This window comes from bacterium SCSIO 12741 (assembly GCA_024398055.1).
Lineage (GTDB): Bacteria > Bacteroidota > Bacteroidia > Flavobacteriales_G > Salibacteraceae > SCSIO-12741.
The window spans coordinates 3,568,080-3,585,555 of the sequence record CP073749.1; the positions used below are offsets into that span (position 1 = coordinate 3,568,080).

The 17,476-nt window shown below is 44.7% G+C and carries 12 protein-coding genes and 1 tRNA gene; 4 read left to right on the forward strand and 9 right to left on the reverse strand.

Annotation, left to right across the window (positions count from 1 at the left end; all coding sequences use genetic code 11):
* Positions 1 to 156: 156 nt before the first annotated feature.
* Positions 157 to 1,653 (reverse strand): DUF2779 domain-containing protein, encoded by a 1,497-nt coding sequence (locus KFE98_15255; protein ID UTW61361.1) that lies wholly within the window; start codon positions 1,651 to 1,653, stop codon positions 157 to 159.
* Between the two features lie 41 nt (positions 1,654 to 1,694).
* Between KFE98_15255 and KFE98_15260 the strand changes: the two genes are divergently transcribed.
* A complete protein-coding gene (locus tag KFE98_15260) occupies positions 1,695 to 2,594 on the forward strand; it encodes a histone deacetylase (protein UTW61362.1) in 900 nt (299 codons plus the stop codon).
* On the opposite strand, the gene KFE98_15265 is transcribed toward KFE98_15260, so the two are convergent.
* From KFE98_15265 to KFE98_15300, 8 genes are all read right to left on the reverse strand, one after another.
* Positions 2,591 to 4,102, reverse strand: coding sequence for a carboxypeptidase regulatory-like domain-containing protein (locus KFE98_15265; protein ID UTW61363.1), 1,512 nt, complete (start codon positions 4,100 to 4,102; stop codon positions 2,591 to 2,593). The two genes, KFE98_15260 and KFE98_15265, sit on opposite strands and share 4 nt — an antisense overlap.
* Entirely contained in the window at positions 4,084 to 5,910 is a 1,827-nt protein-coding gene (locus KFE98_15270) for a carboxypeptidase regulatory-like domain-containing protein (GenBank protein UTW61364.1), read from the reverse strand. Before KFE98_15270 ends, KFE98_15265 begins: the two co-directional genes overlap by 19 nt.
* A 263-nt stretch (positions 5,911 to 6,173) precedes the next feature.
* Positions 6,174 to 6,710 (reverse strand): hypothetical protein, encoded by a 537-nt coding sequence (locus KFE98_15275; protein UTW61365.1) that lies wholly within the window; start codon positions 6,708 to 6,710, stop codon positions 6,174 to 6,176.
* A gap of 90 nt (positions 6,711 to 6,800) precedes the next feature.
* Entirely contained in the window at positions 6,801 to 8,252 is a 1,452-nt protein-coding gene (locus KFE98_15280) for a TlpA family protein disulfide reductase (GenBank protein UTW61366.1), read from the reverse strand.
* Positions 8,249 to 8,707 (reverse strand): pantetheine-phosphate adenylyltransferase, encoded by a 459-nt coding sequence (coaD, locus tag KFE98_15285; protein ID UTW61367.1) that lies wholly within the window; start codon positions 8,705 to 8,707, stop codon positions 8,249 to 8,251. The genes KFE98_15280 and coaD overlap by 4 nt, the downstream gene beginning before the upstream one ends.
* A gap of 26 nt (positions 8,708 to 8,733) precedes the next feature.
* Positions 8,734 to 9,276, reverse strand: a complete 543-nt coding sequence (locus KFE98_15290; protein UTW61368.1) for an RsmD family RNA methyltransferase — start codon at positions 9,274 to 9,276, stop codon at positions 8,734 to 8,736.
* Entirely contained in the window at positions 9,267 to 10,058 is a 792-nt protein-coding gene (locus tag KFE98_15295) for a DUF3822 family protein (protein UTW61369.1), read from the reverse strand. The genes KFE98_15290 and KFE98_15295 overlap by 10 nt, the downstream gene beginning before the upstream one ends.
* A gap of 69 nt (positions 10,059 to 10,127) precedes the next feature.
* Positions 10,128 to 10,874 carry a hypothetical protein gene (locus KFE98_15300; protein UTW61370.1) on the reverse strand — a complete coding sequence of 249 codons (747 nt, stop codon included), beginning with the start codon at positions 10,872 to 10,874 and terminating at the stop codon, positions 10,128 to 10,130.
* Positions 10,875 to 11,024: 150 nt separating this feature from the next.
* Here KFE98_15300 and KFE98_15305 point away from each other — a divergent pair, with 150 nt between their 5' ends.
* The 3 genes from KFE98_15305 (at position 11,025) to KFE98_15315 (ending at position 17,137) form a co-directional block, all read left to right on the forward strand.
* Entirely contained in the window at positions 11,025 to 12,458 is a 1,434-nt protein-coding gene (locus KFE98_15305) for an AAA family ATPase (GenBank protein UTW61371.1), read from the forward strand.
* Positions 12,459 to 12,658: 200 nt separating this feature from the next.
* The gene (dnaE, locus tag KFE98_15310) at positions 12,659 to 16,975 is read left to right on the forward strand and encodes a DNA polymerase III subunit alpha (GenBank protein ID UTW61372.1); all 4,317 of its coding nucleotides are present in this window, start codon (positions 12,659 to 12,661) and stop codon (positions 16,973 to 16,975) included.
* A 72-nt stretch (positions 16,976 to 17,047) separates the two neighbouring features.
* Positions 17,048 to 17,137, forward strand: a tRNA-Ser gene (locus KFE98_15315).
* Positions 17,138 to 17,476 lie beyond the last annotated feature (339 nt).

Sequence of the window (17,476 nt, forward strand, 5' to 3'; positions counted from 1 at the left end):
AATGCAAGAAATGGGGTTTGGTTTACTGTCAATCGTCGGGGTTTACTTATCATACTTTCCTCTGACCTCTCAGGGTGAGCGAAAGATACAATTTTTGGGCCATGGTCAACGGATGCCGGGTTTGGGCCTTTCTGGTCTTAACGCAAATTAACGGGGCTATTCTGCAGCCGCCTCAAAGGCCCGGAATATGTGAACCAGACCTTCCGCATCGCGACGGCAATATGCCTTGAGGTCATTCATCCGATTTTCGTTTTCAGGATGGTTGAGGTTTTCCTGAATAACCTGAAACATGTACGCGGCTGCTCTTCCGGTCATAATTTCGAGATCCTGGTAGTGCTTGTGCGGTTTAATGGCGGGCAACACTTGTTTCATTGAGTGGTAGCCTTTCATCTCAGGCAGGTAAAAATCTTTCCGGCGAATGGGTAATGACAGGTCCACAATTCGAGAACGGATGTCGTTGATTTCATCTGCATGCTCGGGGAAGGTCTGTGCCAGTTTTTTGAGCACATTTTGCTCAGTCAAGGGATCGTAAACCAAGAGCGTTTTGGCAGATCGGGCTGCGTTTAGAAAAGCTTCACAGAATTCCCTTCTTGGATCCTGCCCCGGCGTACAAAGAAACTCAACCAATTTGGCCTTTCCCTTGGGAGATTCCATGAGGTATCCTGCGAAAAGGAAGGGAATAAGATCAAAGGGTCGCAATCCGTCAAAAGGGGGGAGGGAAGGGAGGTAACCTTCAAAGTCGATGAAAAGCGCTGGGTACTGAACACTATCTATAAAGTGCTGTACACCCTTTTTCTCAACTCTTCGGTGTCCATCCATCTGAATTTTCTGAGAAAAACTAATCTCCTCGTCGCGGGGAATATCAGCTATCTTTTTAACGCCGTCCTTCCAATACTCAAACATGCGATCCTTAGGCAATCCGACCAATTCAAATATGGAATTCTCCGGAACATCTTTCCAACAAACCGATTTAAAATCACAAGGCAAGGGTTCGGTACACTGATTTCCAATTTTTCGCCGGGGTACTTTTTCCTGCTTCAATACCTTTCGAAACAGGGCGACCTTTTTATCTATTTCGGGAATGAGTTTTTCAATTCGATGAGAAACCGATCGTATTTTAAACAGCTTCTGCGGGTCGATGGCACCTTGGCGTTCATAATGACGATCGATCAGGGCGAATCGTACATCCACAATCGGAATTTCCTTTTGCAATACGTAGTACTGAAAGGCGGCATTGCGTACACTTCGATCGCTCAATCGACTGGCAATTTTTACCAGGTAAATCACCCATCCCTCTTTTTCCTTGACAAGGCAATGCACATCACACATCAAGTCGTCCACCAAAAAGCTGGGATAAAACAGTGCCTTTTCTCCTTGGTCCAGAAGTTGGCGTGTTAGTTCAATGGAGCCCAACCAGTCCTTTTCTTCATCACGTTCGCCAAACTTTCCACAAGATTTTCCTTCGGGATACCGTTTTTTGAACCATTCGAAAACTGGATTGCCTAATTCCTTAAGGATCTTGCCCTCAGGGCTATCACGTTCTTCTTTTAACTCGGATTGGTACTTATGGAGCCACAAAAACTTTTCACACTGCCAGCCTCTTGCAAAAGAGGTCTTGCTTATTACACGGGTGAAATCCAATTTTGTGTCCATTCGAAGCCACAAACTTAACAAAAGCTACACTCGAAAAAGAGATGCATATTGCCTATCATCCCATCTATGTTCATCCAGTGCCCACAGGGCATCGATTTCCCATGGAAAAATATGAGCTCATTCAGCAGCAATTACTGCGAGAAGGCGTGGTTTCAGAGGATCAGTTTTTTGAACCTGGAATACTTCATCGGGAGGATGCCATACGGGTGCATACTCCTGAATATTGGGAAACCCTAACGGGACTCCAACTGAGTAAAGCGGCCCAACGTAAAACAGGGTTCATCCATAACGAGGTGTTAATCGAACGGGAAAGAACGATTATGCAAGGAACCTTGGAAGCGGCATCCTGGGCACTAAAAGACGGGGTGTCATTTAACATTGCCGGAGGTACCCACCACGCTTATTCTGATCGAGGTGAAGGATTCTGCCTGCTCAATGATTTTGCCATTGCTGCCGCCTGGCTGCTGGAGCAAGAATTGGTTTCCCGGGTTTTGATTGTCGATTTGGATGTACATCAGGGAAACGGTACGGCCGAGATTTTTAGGAACGATCCTCGGGTATTCACCTTTAGCATGCATGGCAAAAACAACTACCCCTTAAAAAAGGAACGATCGGATTTGGACATTGCCCTGGAAGACCAAACTACGGATCGCGAATTTTTGGATCAGCTTAATCAATCGTTGGAAGTAATATCGGAGGTATTTCAGCCGGAGTTTGTATTCTACCAGAGTGGGGTAGATGTATTGGAAAGCGACAAATTGGGCCGATTAAACTTAAGTATGGAAGGTTGCCGTCAACGAGATGATGCGGTAATTCGATGGTGTTATAGCCACGATCTTCCCCTGGTTGTTTCCATGGGAGGAGGGTATTCTGAAAAGGTTTCTGATATTGTTAATGCCCACATCCAGGTATACCGACTGGCCCGGGATATTTACACTTAGGAGTCTTCTTCTTCCTGAATTTGAAGGTCAAACACATGACCGCTGGCTCGTAGACTGGCCAGTTCTTTTTCGTACTCTTCAGAAGAGATTTTTTCGTTGTTCCGGTAGTAAGAATCAAACAACCACCAGTCAACTTCTTTAACGTACTCTACCACTTCTCCCGGACGGTATACTTTGTCTCGGTACACCAGATAAACACCCAGTCCTTCTTCAGAGTGATAAATCCGAGCACGACTATGAAGGTTGAAGGTACTATCTAAAGAAACTGGTTCCACATCTCCACGTTTCAGTCCGAGTCCGGCCACAATTTCGCTAAGCAACTGACGATTCTCTACAGCACTTAGCATGCTTTCATCCAGTTCAGAATTTTGGCTGCTGGTTACTTCATAACCCGTGTTCAAAATGTTTTCCAGAGCCAGATTCACATCTTTCAAACTTCTTCTTGGGCCTACGTTCAAGCCGGCAAGAGCCGTGTGAAAATCACCCATTACCGCATTCTTAGCAGCCTGGCTTTTGTTCTGTTTTCTTTTTTCTACGGCTTCGTTGCTTTCGGTTACTCCAATCTTAAGTTCGTCACTCAATCCTTTTTCTCCGGTTTCAACTACTACAGCAACTTCCTCGGTGGTTAGCTGAACTTCTTTTTTCTTTTCTTCTTCGATAAAGAGTTCGGCCATAAACTCATCTCTAACCGACTTTACTTCAATAAATTCATCCTTGCGTTGGTCATAAGCATAACGAGCATAAGGGCGGCTTAGGGTAGGGCTGTTCACATTTTGAACATCGTCATTCACCAACAGAAGATTTAATCCCTTAATCTTTTTACCCACCAATCTTTCATTATTGGTAGCCGTTTGGGTACTTATGGCCACATAAGAACTTTTGTAACCGTCTTTTTGAACAGAAAACTTGTAGGATTTCTGGTAGTCAAGAGAAAGTTCGTAACGCCCTTTTTTATCGGTAAATACTGTGTCTACCGGACTTCCGTTTTCCAGAACCACCACTCGTGCATCGGAGATGTTTTTGTTTTTCGTATCCCGGGCACGACCTTCTACGGCAATTAAGCGATAATCTGGAATGATGTTGAGTGTCGCTTTAAATTCATCCGCCGCTGCTGGGTCAACCAAGAAGTTTCCTTGTTCGTAATCATATACCTGGTAAGGCTTTTTGAAAGCTTCAGGGTTCGCATCAGGATCATTGATACTGAAAGCCGGAATTGCTGCAATAGAAAGCGTATCCGCGTTTGGATCCGTTCCTTCAGGCAACATGGTGTTCAATTCAATAAAAGTGGGGTGCAGGGTATCGTTGTTTACCTGAACCGTTAGCGCTTCTTTCATAAAGGGAAGGCTCAAAGCATAGTTACCATTAGGATCGGTAGTATCGGCCTCCAGTCTTTTTCCCTTTTCCATCAATACGATGGGCACACCAGCCATAGCTTGGTTCGACTTGTTTACCAATTGACCTTCTAATCTCAATTCTTGTGGCCCAGTCTCTATAGGAGTTTCCGCCAAAGGCTGAGCTTGAGTGGTATCGGGTGGGGAGGTGGTTTGTAAGCCGCAATTTGATTTTCAAAACTCTTGTAAGAAGCTGAATCTAAAACAAAGAATTCTTCCCGCTCATCGTAATAAAAACCCATGCAAATGGTGTGTTCAACCACTTGTGGTGGGAAGGTTTTAGACGAACCGAAATAGGTGGTTTCCTTATGGATAATTGGGAGGCCTTCCAAGTTGGCCTGAGGAAAATCTTGATCTGAATTGTAACTATCCGGCATACGGGCATCGATGAAGTGCTCCGTGGTAAAATAGTCGTCCTTTTTCAGTTTGATATAGTAGCGTCTACCCAAGGGTAGCTCCAAGGAATAGCGCCCTTTTTTGTCTGTTGTATCGCTAATGATGGTGTGTTCCTTGTGCTCATCCATCACCATGTAGTGAACGTCTGGCACTGGAAATCCTTCAGCCATATCGCGCACCGTACCTTTTTTGATGATGAGCTTCCCTTTAGGTAGGGAATCGGTGCGGGCTTCACGAATTTCGCGGAGCATCTGGAAGAATTGCTTTTCTACAACGGTATCTTTTTTGAATCCCTTTTCCTCGGCATCGTATGAATACTTAGCCATGGGCAGGGTTCTGAACGTTCTTGGATTAATGTCGGTTCGAGCGGTATCGTATAATTCAACATCCGTGGCAAACTGAGAAGCATTTGGCATTTCCTCGTCTTCCATGTAGGTGCTAAATGAAATGAATCCGCTGTGATAACCTTCTGACTCAAAATTCACCTTAACGATCGATTGGTAAGGAATCTCAATTTCAAAATCACTGGAATCGACCACCATTTCGTCAATCAGTGTATTACCATCCTTAATTTGAACCTTGGTGGGCTTAAATGGCTTACCTTCTTGATTTTCAAGGTTTCCTCTAACCGTAATTCGCTTACGATTCAGGAAGATTTTTTCTTTAAACGTACTGGCTGCCAATTCGTCGGAACCAAAATTCCCTTCTTCTGGGATGTACTCAATCTTCTCAACAGGTAGGGCCGTAGCTCGCATGTTAATAGGCTCTTCGCTGCTTACCAATTCAATGTCTTGTTTTACGGAGAAGTCACCTTCTTTTAAGCTATCTGGTACCACCGTGGAAATCTCAGCAAACACAGGATGTACATTATCTCCTTCGAAGTAAACCTTCGTTTCTGGTTGCATCATATCCATTTGGATGGAGTAGTTGCCATTCGAGTCGCTGTACGATTCAGAGATGATTTGATCGTTGGAGTCCAGTACAAAAACGTGGACCGGCAAAGAATCATTGAATAATCCTTTAAGTGATCCGCGAACGGTCATTCGTCCAATGTTTGGACGCTCCAATTCGGAGATGAAGTTTCCTGGATTAGCAATTTCATCAAACAGGTCAAAGGCGGGGTTGAAGTAAACTTTTCGCGCAGGTCTTTCGGCTACAGCCCGTCGGTTAAACTTGGTGGAATCGTCAATCAGCGTAAGCGTACCAGCGTGTGTGTAGGGTTTGTAAACCTTACTGGATGGGACATCGGTGTCAAATAACATGAAGATTCCGACATAGCTTTCTTTCTCAAAATACACGCGGTATTGACGTTCGTATTCCAGCTTGAAAATAACCTTACCCTTGGAGTTGGTGTAGAAGGTGTCAATCGGTTGCGTACCGGTGCTATCGGTAATTCTTACCTGAACACTATCGAGCGAGTTACCGGCGTCGTTCTTTAGCTTGAAGTTAACCGTAAGCTTGCTGTACTTAATGGGGGAGTGGAAAAGGCATAGATTACCGCGATTAATCCCGGTAGGACCACTGCCCACATCATCAAATTTTTCAAGTACTGTTGCACCATAAGTCTCCTAAGGACCCAAAAATAAAAATTAAAGCGTAAGGATACTTAGCTACTGCAAGAAGATATGAGGATACAGATAACTATTGCTCCGTAAGCTCCCCATTGAAGCTGAAAAGAAGTAAGTCAGGTTAATGGGAATACGAAATCAGAGAAATGTAGTGAGCTGGTAATGAGTGGTTTGTGTTTTGTTCGATTTCGAATTAAGCGGGTTTTACCTTCCTGTTTAATAACCTACTTGCGATTTTTCTTACTTCGGTCTATTTCCTTGATCAATTCTCCCACAGCCCTTCCATTCAAATTTTGATAGAATACACGTTGTCTCCGGTCAAACTCCACCGTTGACATCAGAATGGGTTTAATCGATCGCGTGGGATCAGATTCGGTATTGGACAAGGTGGTGATCGTAAACTGAAAGCTTCGAATTTTATGCACCTGCGATTCGGGAACCTCGGTATCTATGATCAAAAAGATGTCCGTTACACCGCCACCACCTGTATAGTAAATCTGATATTTCTTTTGATACTCCAGTTGCAGGGCATACTTACCTTTTTCGTCCGTGTAAATGGAGTCCAGAATTTCAACTCCGGTGCTGTCGGTGAGTAGAAGCAGAAGATCGTTTAATGGGCGCTTATCTTCACCTCTTACCGTACCCTTCAGATCCAAATAACCTTCAGTCTTTAAGGTGTCTTTCGCTGGAGTAAAATCCATAGAATGGGCCGAGGAGTAACTCAGTCCTAAGATTAAGAGGAGAGAAAAGAATCTTAGCATCGTGCTGCAAAGTTAGTGAACCTTGAGGAGTTGGATTTCTGATTTGGGATTCTAATTGGAATCGAATGAAATCTGAAGGATCATTTTGGATTAGTCGTCAGATTCCTTCTTTGGGGCTTTTTTTGGAGCATTTTTCCAATCCCACACCTCAGGAGTTTTCTTTTGGGAAGAATCGAACAGGTATTCAAAGTAGGCTTTCACACCATGGCCCGGAGATAGAGCAGGGTACTGCATGATTTTTCCTTCGGGATCAATCAGGCAATAGGTTGGCATGGCCACCACTTCATAGTCTTCCTTGATAGGAGCATCGTCTCCGGCATAGAGAAACAGCCATGGATACTCATGGGAATCCACGAAATGTTCGTACCGTTTGATACGCTGATCCACCGAAATACTAATAACAACCAGGGAATCTCCGTATAAGGTATGAACTTCATTCAAAGCAGGCATAGCCTTAATGCAGGGGGAGCACCAAGTAGCCCAAAAATCCAGGTAAACGTATTTGCCGCGGTAGTCTTCTAAGCTGTGCTCATTCCCTTGGCGATCTTTGAGTACAAAGGAGGGAGCAGGGTTACCCGGAGCAAGACGCTTGAGTTTGCGTAAATAGTAGCGGGCAATTTCACGGATTTCCACAGAGGTAGTGCGAGCTTCCAGTTTTCCAATCATTCGGGTGATTGCTGGTACCGTGTAACCTTCGGTGCTTTGCGATAGGCGGTGTAGCTCCATGATGGTTATGAGCTCAGCGTTCTCCACATTGGCAATGAAATCGTGATTTTGGATCAACTGCATAAGACTGTCCGCATCGCCGGTTTCTTCTATGTATCTCTTAATTCGCTCCTTTTCACCACTCAAATTGTAGCGGTTAAACCACTTGTTGTAGTAGCTTTCGTAGAAATCCGCAAAAGCCGGATTTTGAAAATGTATTTCTCCGGAAGACAGGTATTGTTGAAATAGGGTGTCTTTGTGAATCCGCGCATTGTATTCCTGCCGGGCAATTTTATACTTCAGGTAATCTTTTAGAAAATCATTTTCCACAGAGGCAAACTCTTCGGAAATATTGGTTTTGAGCTTGGCTACGGTTTTTTTTGCATTTCCCCGGATAAATTGCATGTAGTTCTTCTGCTGAAAATCTTCCAGGTAAAAATTGATCTGGCTTACCCTTGGGTTCACACTGTCAGGGTCTTGAGCCAATAGAGTAGCTGGTAGGTATTTATCTGGACTAAGAGGCGCATCGGATTGAGCGTACCAAGCTTCTAAACTCAAGGAATATTCTCCATTTGGAGCTACATAAAAATTGCTTCGGTGCTCTCCAATTCGCAAAGTAATCAGGCGAACCTGTCCAGGATCAAAGTCAAACGAAAACTGCCCGGATTCATCAATAATTTGATGCGCAATGTCATTTTGCGTAAGGGTGAAAAGGTCATTGAATACCTGCAATTTGATTTCCCGGCCAGCATAAGATTTGGCCGTACCGCTAATGCGGGTAGCCCAGGCAGGAATGCTCAGAAGTAAAAGGAACAGGTATGGAATCAGTCGAATCATTTAAAGGGAAAAGATTCTGGTACAAATTGACTTATATCTCCGCCATTGCGCAAAATATCTCTTACAACGGTTGAGGTGATGGCTGAGTATTCAGGTTGGCTGATCAAAAAGAGTGTTTCAACCTGATCATTCATACTTCGATTCATCAGCGCAATGTTTCTTTCGTATTCGAAGTCAGCCGCAATTCTAAGGCCACGAAGAATGTATTGGGCGTTAATTTTTTTGCAGTACTCAATGGTCAATCCTTCGTACTGGTCTACCACCACATGGTCATAATCCTTGAAGCAGGCTTGCAAAGCTTCCATGCGTTGCTCCAGGGTAAACATGTATTTCTTACTGGAGTTTACTCCAATGGCCAATATAATTTTATCGAAAAGAGGAGCGGCTCGTTTTACAATCGCTTCATGACCAACTGTGATTGGGTCAAAACTTCCGGGAAATACAGCAACTTTCATGGGGTCTTTTGAGCAAAATTATCAAATCAGTCTTTGCCGACCTGGAAAAAACTGAAACGAACGTGTCCATATTTTCTTGTGTTCTGAAGGAGAGGGTGGTCATCAAATTGATGCTCAGGTCCATGCTCGAGAACTGCCCAGCCATTGGGTGCCAGGTTTTTGGCATCGGTCATGAGTTCGGGTAATTTTTCCAAATTCGGATGGTCATAGGGCGGATCCGCAAAAATGAGGTCAAAGGGTTTGGGGAGTCCTTTATTGAGAAGTCTAAACACATCCGAGCGATACACCTTCATGGGCAAGTCGAGCTCTTTGGCGGTGCGATCAATAAATCGAATGCACTTCATATTTTGTTCCACCGTCCATACTTCCGGACATCCACGTGAAGCCAATTCAAAGCTGATATTTCCCGTCCCGGCAAATAAATCAATGGCACGAATTTCTTCCAGATCCATCAGGTTGTTCAATATGTTGAACAGCGATTCTTTGGCAAAATTGGTGGTAGGCCTAACGGGAAGGTTACCCGGTGTTTTTAAGGTCTTTCCTCGGTATTTTCCGCTTATTATTCGCACAAAAACAAGTTTAACAGACTTAGGTTTCGGTTGGCCACAGGATCGTGAATGAGCGATACAGAAAGACTGGGATCAACTGCTTCATGTTCTACCCGAGGCAGATATTCCTTGAGCATATCCAGATTAAGGGATAGGGCTTCCTGATGACCGCTGATCATAACCACCACATCGTCCCGGTTAATTTCCAATTGCTCCAAAGCAAAAAAGAGGTAATACAATACATCTTCTGTTACCCGGGCCAAAAAGCGATTGCAGAAAAGCAACTTACCCTGATCCAAAAGGATTACATGAACTGAATCGGGCTGAATGATCAATCGAGCGAGAATGTCGCTTTGCTTTTTACTCACAAACAATCCTTCTTCAATCGCAGCTCCTGTATAATGACGAAAGGACGCATCCGGAAAATTTTGACTTAAAAAATCAAAGACAGATTCGGAGGCTTTGGCCACTACTTGAGATTGGATCCGAGGTAGGGGATGGTAGAGCCACTTGCTTTCTTCCTGATTTGGATTTTCTTCTTTAAAAAGAGTTTGAGCCGTTTCTTCATCACAAGCAGGAAGGAGTGAACTCGATTCCGTAAAGATTAAGAAAGATGTCCGGCCATAATCGGCTCCGTAAAGTGGACTTTTTTGAAGTTCACGACGAAGCGTTCGGGCATCCCATTTGTCGAGAGAAAATGGAATTTCATGAAGGCCAAGCAGGGTGCATTGTTCTTCATCTATAACCGCAAGGGTCAATTTTCCAGGCAACCAGGATCCCCACAGGGAATAGTTGCCGGCCAATTGCGGGTCGTACTGATCTGCAACCCGTAGATACGTGGTGTCCGATTTTGTAGTGCTCAGCGTACTGGATTATTCTCCCCAGTTTCCAGATGTCGTTGGATCAGTCATTGATCCTACCATCAGCACTTTGTATTTATCAAAGGGGCTGGCATCGGTAATCTGGAATACCGGAACCTTAACTTTTCCTCTTTCAATAAATCCACTTTCCATCTCAAATACGGTAGATGTAAAGGGAACATAGGGTAGAGAGTCGATAACCAAAGGAATCTTTCTTCCATCCATGTATTTGGAATTGAAGATAGCTTCGTGAGCTGGCACCTCAGTGGTATCCAAAACAAGAATACCTTGTTCGATAGCTTGCTGGCGGGTCAAGGTATCAGGTACATTACCAATGGATTTAATTTGAGGGAAGGATTCGTTTTTGATAAAGAAAACCAATGAATCCATATCGTTAGCAAACTTGCCGTTAACGATTTTATATTTCAATTGTGCTTCGCGAAGATCTTTTAGATTCTGAATTACGTATGCATATCGACGATCTCTTTCATTTTTAAAGTCAACTGGATCTTTAATGGATTTGTACACCATAAAAGAACCTCCAAACACCATAACAGCCAAAAGGATGATCACGATCATTCTTGATCCCTTGTTCAGCATGTTGAGTGCACTCATGTATGAAATGGCACCAATCAGGATTAAGCCGACGGCCGAAAGAATGAAGAATTGGTTTTGTCCGGTGGCAAAAGCGAAGGATAAAAAGCCGATTCCCGTCAGTGTCAATAGGGTGGGAACGATAATTTTCTTTAGAAGATTCATGTTCTGTTTTTAATGATACATGCCATTCAAGCGGGCACAAACTTACTATTTTTTTTCAATCACAAAGTGATTTTATTGTTAAGTACAATCCCTTTGATATCACGGGTTTTAAGCCATTTTTAACCGACATTTTTCTCTAATTTTGGGCCCGTGGATAAAACTTTTGCCAGGGACCAAATCCTAAAGAATTTAAACCTGAAACCCACCCAGGACCAGTTTCGGTTCATTAAACAATTTGCCGAATTTCTTACTGAGCGGCCTGAGCGCATTTTCGTTCTCCGGGGTTATGCCGGTACGGGGAAAACCACTTTGGTACGGTCACTTGCAAAAGCCTTGCCAGCTTTAAAGATGAAATCTTTGCTGATGGCACCCACTGGAAGGGCGGCCAAAGTGCTCTCCAAATATTCCAGGAGAAGGGCTTCAACGGTGCACCGTGTAATTTATTCTTTGGATACCGCTGGTGGGGCAGTTTTGACCTTTCGTTTGGGAAGAAATAAGTCCAAGGATACCTTATTTATAGTGGATGAGTCTTCCATGATTAGTGGAAGTACCCAAGCTGCGGATCAGTTGTTTTCGGGGTCCAATTTGTTGGATGATTTAATTCGGTATGTGGACGACGGTGAAAATTGTTCTATCCTATTTATTGGAGACGTGGCGCAGCTCCCACCGGTCAACGAGCGGGTGAGTCCAGCCCTTAGTCCCAAATTACTGAGCGACAAATACCTGAAACGAGCGGTCATGTTTGAAATGAAGGAGGTAGTTCGTCAAGAGCAGGAATCGGGTATTTTGTTCAATGCCACCCAAACTCGGCATCGATTATTAAACCAAGAACTACTGCCTCAATTTAATGCGGATTTTCCAGATGTAAAGGCTATTTCAGGAGTCGATTTTCAAGATCAGCTTGAGAGTTGCTATTCCCAAGGAAGCATTGAAGATAGCATTGTTATTTGCCGGTCAAACAAACAAGCGAATCGCTACAACCAAACTATTCGTAATCGAGTACTCTATAAAGAAGAGGAATTAGAGTCTGGCGATTTGCTCATGGTGGTACGCAACAACTATCATTGGCTCGATGCTACTTCGCAGGCTGGGTTTATTGCCAACGGAGATATTGTTGAGTTGCTCAGTATCTCAAAGATGGAAGAGAAATGGGGCTTCCGATTTGCCCATGCTGAAGTGCGTATGCTCGACTATCCTGACCAGGACCCGATCAGTGTTGTGCTCAACATCAATGCGCTTTGTTCCGATTCACCGGCCATGACTCGGGATGAAAATGATAAACTTTACGAAGCCATTCAAAAACGCCATTCCGACATTAAGGATAAGACGATTCGCAGAATGAAAATCAAAAACGATCCTTATTTCCAGGCCTTACAGGTAAAGTTTTCCTATGCCATTACTTGCCACAAAGCTCAGGGTGGACAGTGGAAAAACGTATTTGTGGATCAGGGCTACCTCACCCCAGAAATGCAAGGAGTGGATTTAATGCGGTGGATGTATACGGCCATTACCCGAGCCACAGATAGCCTCTACCTACTCAACTTTGACGAACAATTCATCAGTGACGGTGAAGAGTCCGAATAGCTAAACGGCCGCTTTACTTTAGAAAATTTAGGCTTGAATTCGAACTCAATTTATTGACTTTGGACTGTTAATATGTCGTTCAAAATTCCGACCCAAATGGGGCGCTGAGCGAGCCTTTAAAAAGTCTAATTTAGAACTGGTTTTTCCACCTTCCCAAAAGGTTTTATTCATTTTATGTAACCGTCTTATAGACAAGGTATATGTATTTAATTTTTGATACCGAGACTACCGGACTTCCGAAACGTTTCGACGCCCCACTTACCGATTTTGACAACTGGCCGAGAATGGTTCAGCTCGCCTGGCAGTTGCATGATTCGGAAGGACAACTGGTGGAAGTCAAAAATTTCATCATCAAACCCGATGGGTATACCATTCCCTACAACGCTGAAAAGATTCACGGAATTTCCACTCAGCGAGCCAAGGAACAAGGGGTGGATCTGGCCTTTGCTCTGGAAGAATTTAATCAAGCTCTGGAGCGTGCCAATTACAACGTGGGGCACAATATTGAGTTTGATATCAACATTGTGGGCTGCGAGTACCTCCGTGCCGGATTGGAAACCTCCCTGCACGATAAGGCTCCCTTGGATACCAAATCTGAGGCTACCGCATTTCACGTGGCTATTCCCGGTGGACGTGGAGGTAAGTTCAAATGGCCCACGCTGACTGAGCTACACGAAAAACTTTTTGGCGAGGCCTTTGGAGAAGCACACAACGCTTCCGCCGACGTTGAGGCGACTGCCCGTTGTTTCCTGGAATTGATTCGTATTGAAGTTGTAAGTCCTGATGAAGTTGGACTGAGCGACGATGAATACGCGGCCTTTTTGCTGGCCAATCCCGAGCGAATCGAGGCCATTGGCTTGAACATTGAACCCTATGATCCCAGGGAATTAGGCGAAGAACAGGAAGAGGAAGAAGTTCAAACGGCGGTTTCGGATGGATTGAGGGTGGATCCGAAGTATGATCTTCCCTTAGATGAAATACAATTTACCCAACTCCATAACCACTCACAGTACTCCGTTCTTCAGGCTACCACCAACATCAATAACCTGTGTAAACGGGCCGCCGAATACGGCATGCCTGCCGTTGCGGTAACGGATTTAGGGAACATGTATGCGGCCTTTCAGTTTACTCGGGCTGCTATGGGAGCAGGAATTAAACCCATTGTGGGTTCTGAGGTATTCGTAGCCGAGCAGTACAAAAGACTTCAATTTACCAAGGACGATCCGGACCGTAGACGACCGATTGTTCTTATTGCCAAGGATAAGGATGCCTACCACAACCTATCCAAAATTGTTTCAGAAGGATTTATCAATGGTTTCTATGCGGGTATTCCCCGGGTAGGTAAAGAAGTAATTGAAGAATTTAAAGAAGGATTGATCTGCCTGTCCGGAGGTATTAATTCTGAAGTGGCTCACCTGGTACTGAACGTAGGTGAGGAGCAAGCCGAAGAAGCCGTAAAATACTGGCATGGACTATTTGGTGAGGACTATTACCTGGAATTGACTGATCACGGACTGGATGAAGAAAAACACTTGAATTCCGTCCTGATTCACTTTGCCGAGAAATATGGAATTAAGGTAGTTGCCGCTAACAATACGTATTACCTGAATCAAGCGGATGCCAATGCCCACGATATCTTGATGTGTATCAAAGAAGGGGAGCGGCAGAGTACACCCATTGGGCGAGGTCGTGGATTTCGTCCGGGTATGCCTAACCAGGAATTTTACTTCAAGTCTCAGGATGAGATGAAGCGCATCTTCAAAGATGTACCACAAGCCCTGGCCAATACCATGGAAATTGTGGACAAAATTGAGCCCTTCAAACTCGATTCTGAATCCCTGCTTCCTGAGTTTGCTTTGCCTGAAGGCTTTACCGATCAGAATGATTACCTCAGACACCTGACTTACGAAGGGGCTAAAACGCATTACCCGGAAATCACCGACGAGATTCGAGAACGACTCGATTACGAGTTGAAGATCATTAAGGAAATGGGGTTCCCGGGTTACTTCCTCATTGTACAGGATTTTACCTCCCAAGCTCGGTTAATGGGTGTGTCGGTAGGACCGGGACGGGGATCGGCAGCCGGATCTGCTGTCGCCTTCTGTGTGGGGATTACCAACATTGACCCAATAAAGTACAAGCTACTCTTCGAGCGATTCCTAAACCCGGAGCGTGTAACCATGCCCGATATCGATATCGACTTTGATGATGAAGGTCGTGGAGCCATTATCGACTGGGTAGTAGAGAAGTACGGCTACAAACAGGTGGCCCAAATTGTGACCTATGGTACCATGGCGGCCAAAAGTTCGCTCCGGGATGTAGGTCGGGTTTTGGATATGCCACTCAACGATGTAAATACCATCACCAAGTCCTTTCCCGATCACCTAAGTGCTACACTGAATAAAGTATTGGCCGATGGTGGGGTTCAGGATAAGCTGAAATCCAAATTCAACTCCGATCAGAGCAGGCAGGCTGAGGAATTCAGAACCATGTCTGAAGGGGATGACTTTGCCGCCAAGGTGATTAACCAGGCCAAGATTCTGGAAGGTTCGGTTCGAAGCACGGGTACACACGCCTGTGGGGTAATTATCGCACCCGATGACCTGACCAAATACATTCCGGTATCCACCTCCAAGGATGCCGACCTGCTCATTACGCAGTTTGATAACAAGGTAGTTGAGGATGCGGGTCTGCTTAAGATGGACTTCCTCGGACTGAAAACCTTGACCATTATCAAGCACGCCATCCGCATGATCAAGGAGCGGCATGGTGTGGAAATCGATCCGGATGAAATTCCGCTGGACGATGAAAAGACTTTTGAACTGTATCAACGCGGAGAAACAAACGGAACCTTCCAGTTTGAGTCCGGTGGGATGCAGAAATACCTCCGCAAGCTCAAGCCCACCGATATTGAGGATTTGATTGCGATGAACGCCCTGTATCGTCCGGGGCCCCTCCAGTTTATTGATACCTTCATCGATCGGAAGCACGGTCGGGAAAAGGTGGAGTACCCTCACCAGTTGATTGAGGGGATTCTAAAAGATACCAATGGTATCATGGTTTACCAGGAGCAGATTATGCAGACTGCTCAGATCATTGGAGGATTTACACTCGGTGGAGCGGATTTGCTTCGACGGGCGATGGGTAAGAAGAAAATGGATGTAATGCAGCAACAGAAAGCTGTATTTGCCGAAGGTGCCGAGCGACTGCACGGAATTGAGGTAGAAAAATCCAACGAGATCTTTGAGGTGATGGAGAAGTTTGCCGAGTATGGATTTAACCGATCCCACTCTGCAGCTTATACTTTGGTAGCCTTTCAAACCGCCTACCTCAAAGCCAATTACCCAGCCGAATTTATGGCGTCCGTATTGACCAACAACATGAACGACATCAAAAAGGTGACTTTCTTTATGGAAGAATGTCGTCGGATGGAGATTCCTGTATTAGGTCCGGATGTCAACGAATCCCAATACCGATTTGCGGTAAACGACAAAGGGGAGATTCGATTTGGAATGGGAGCTATTAAAGGAGTAGGGGAAGGTGCTGTAGAAGCCATCGTTGCCTGCCGAACTGAGAACGGTAAGTTCCATTCTATTTTCCAATTCACCAAAAACATTGATCACAAATCGGTGAACAAACGTACCATGGAATCCCTGGCCTTGGCTGGAGCATTTGATTCCTTTGGGGGGACTCACCGAGCTCAATATTTTTACTCAGAGGGAACCGGGCCTACTTTCCTCGAAAACGCAGTAAAGTTTGGAATCAACCACCAGGCCTCTAAAAACAGTTCCCAGGTTTCTCTTTTTGGAGAATCTTCAGCGGTACAAATTCCGGAACCTCAGCCTCCCGTTTGTGAGGAGTGGGGAACCTTGGAGAAACTATCCAAGGAAAGGGATTTGGTAGGGATCTTTATCTCGGGACACCCTTTGGATGACTACCGCCTGGAAATTCAACATTTCTGTACCCGCAACTTTAACCTCGGTATTCTCGCTGAAAACATGGAAGCCCTCATGGGTAAAAATGAGCTGCGTTTTGCTGGAATCGTCACAGAGGCAACACACCTGACCACCAAGTCGGGTAAACCCTTTGGAAAGGTACGCATCGAGGACTACAAAGGCGATTTTGAAATTGTACTCTTCGGCGAGGATTACCTCAACAACAAAGCATACCTGACCAACAATTATTACCTGTTTGTTCAGGGTAGGGTAGTTATGTCTCGATTCAGAAATGAGCCCGAATTCAAGGTTACTAAGATGAGTTTGCTCACCGACCTGAGGGAAAAGATTGCTCAGGAAATTACTTTGAACATCGAATTGAGCCGAATTGACGATGAATTCATCAATGAACTAACAGAAATCATTGAGGGAAATGAAGGCAATTGTCGGGTCAAAATGAAGTTTGTGGACGAAAAAGAGCGAATTGACGCCAGTGGACTCGCTCGAGGTAAAAAAGTTTCTATCACCGACGAACTGATTAAACAGCTTGATATTCTTGATGTTAAATTCGACATGAATTAGTTCATTTAACATCCCCATAAATTTTTTTTAACGAGCTCTTTTCTGGAAAAGGAGAAATACTACTTTTGCAGCGGAGAGTTGGCAGAGTGGTCGAATGCACCGGTCTTGAAAACCGGCATATCCGAGAGGGTATCGAGGGTTCGAATCCCTCACTCTCCGCCACAAAAAGCCTCGAACGGTTCGTTCGGGGCTTTTTTAGTTTAGAGCACTGAACGAACAAGTTCGTTCATGTGCGAAGAACTAAAAAAGGATCGACCATCGGTCGAGCTTTTTGTGGTAGGTCCCCCACAGGATCACCGGCCGAAATGAAATATCCTCAAACCTCAAACCTCAAACCTCGACTCTCAAACCTCGACTCTCGACTCTGATTTAGAAACCCTAGCTACCGATTCAAAAAACGAGGAAAACCCTTCCTGAATTGGACCACCATTGGACCTTCATTTAGGCTATTTTTCGTTTTATCGAAAATTCCTCAGTCCCGTTAAACTATCTATTCACCTA

What these genes read in the sequence shown, in the direction of transcription:
- dnaE (UTW61372.1), top strand. Translation starts at nt 12,659, where the DNA reads ATGTATTTAATTTTTGATACCGAGACTACCGGACTTCCGAAACGTTTC.
- KFE98_15280 (UTW61366.1), bottom strand. Translation starts at nt 8,252, where the DNA reads ATGATTCGACTGATTCCATACCTGTTCCTTTTACTTCTGAGCATTCCT.
- KFE98_15260 (UTW61362.1), top strand. Translation starts at nt 1,695, where the DNA reads ATGCATATTGCCTATCATCCCATCTATGTTCATCCAGTGCCCACAGGG.
- KFE98_15300 (UTW61370.1), bottom strand. Translation starts at nt 10,874, where the DNA reads ATGAATCTTCTAAAGAAAATTATCGTTCCCACCCTATTGACACTGACG.
- KFE98_15275 (UTW61365.1), bottom strand. Translation starts at nt 6,710, where the DNA reads ATGCTAAGATTCTTTTCTCTCCTCTTAATCTTAGGACTGAGTTACTCC.
- coaD (UTW61367.1), bottom strand. Translation starts at nt 8,707, where the DNA reads ATGAAAGTTGCTGTATTTCCCGGAAGTTTTGACCCAATCACAGTTGGT.
- KFE98_15255 (UTW61361.1), bottom strand. Translation starts at nt 1,653, where the DNA reads ATGGACACAAAATTGGATTTCACCCGTGTAATAAGCAAGACCTCTTTT.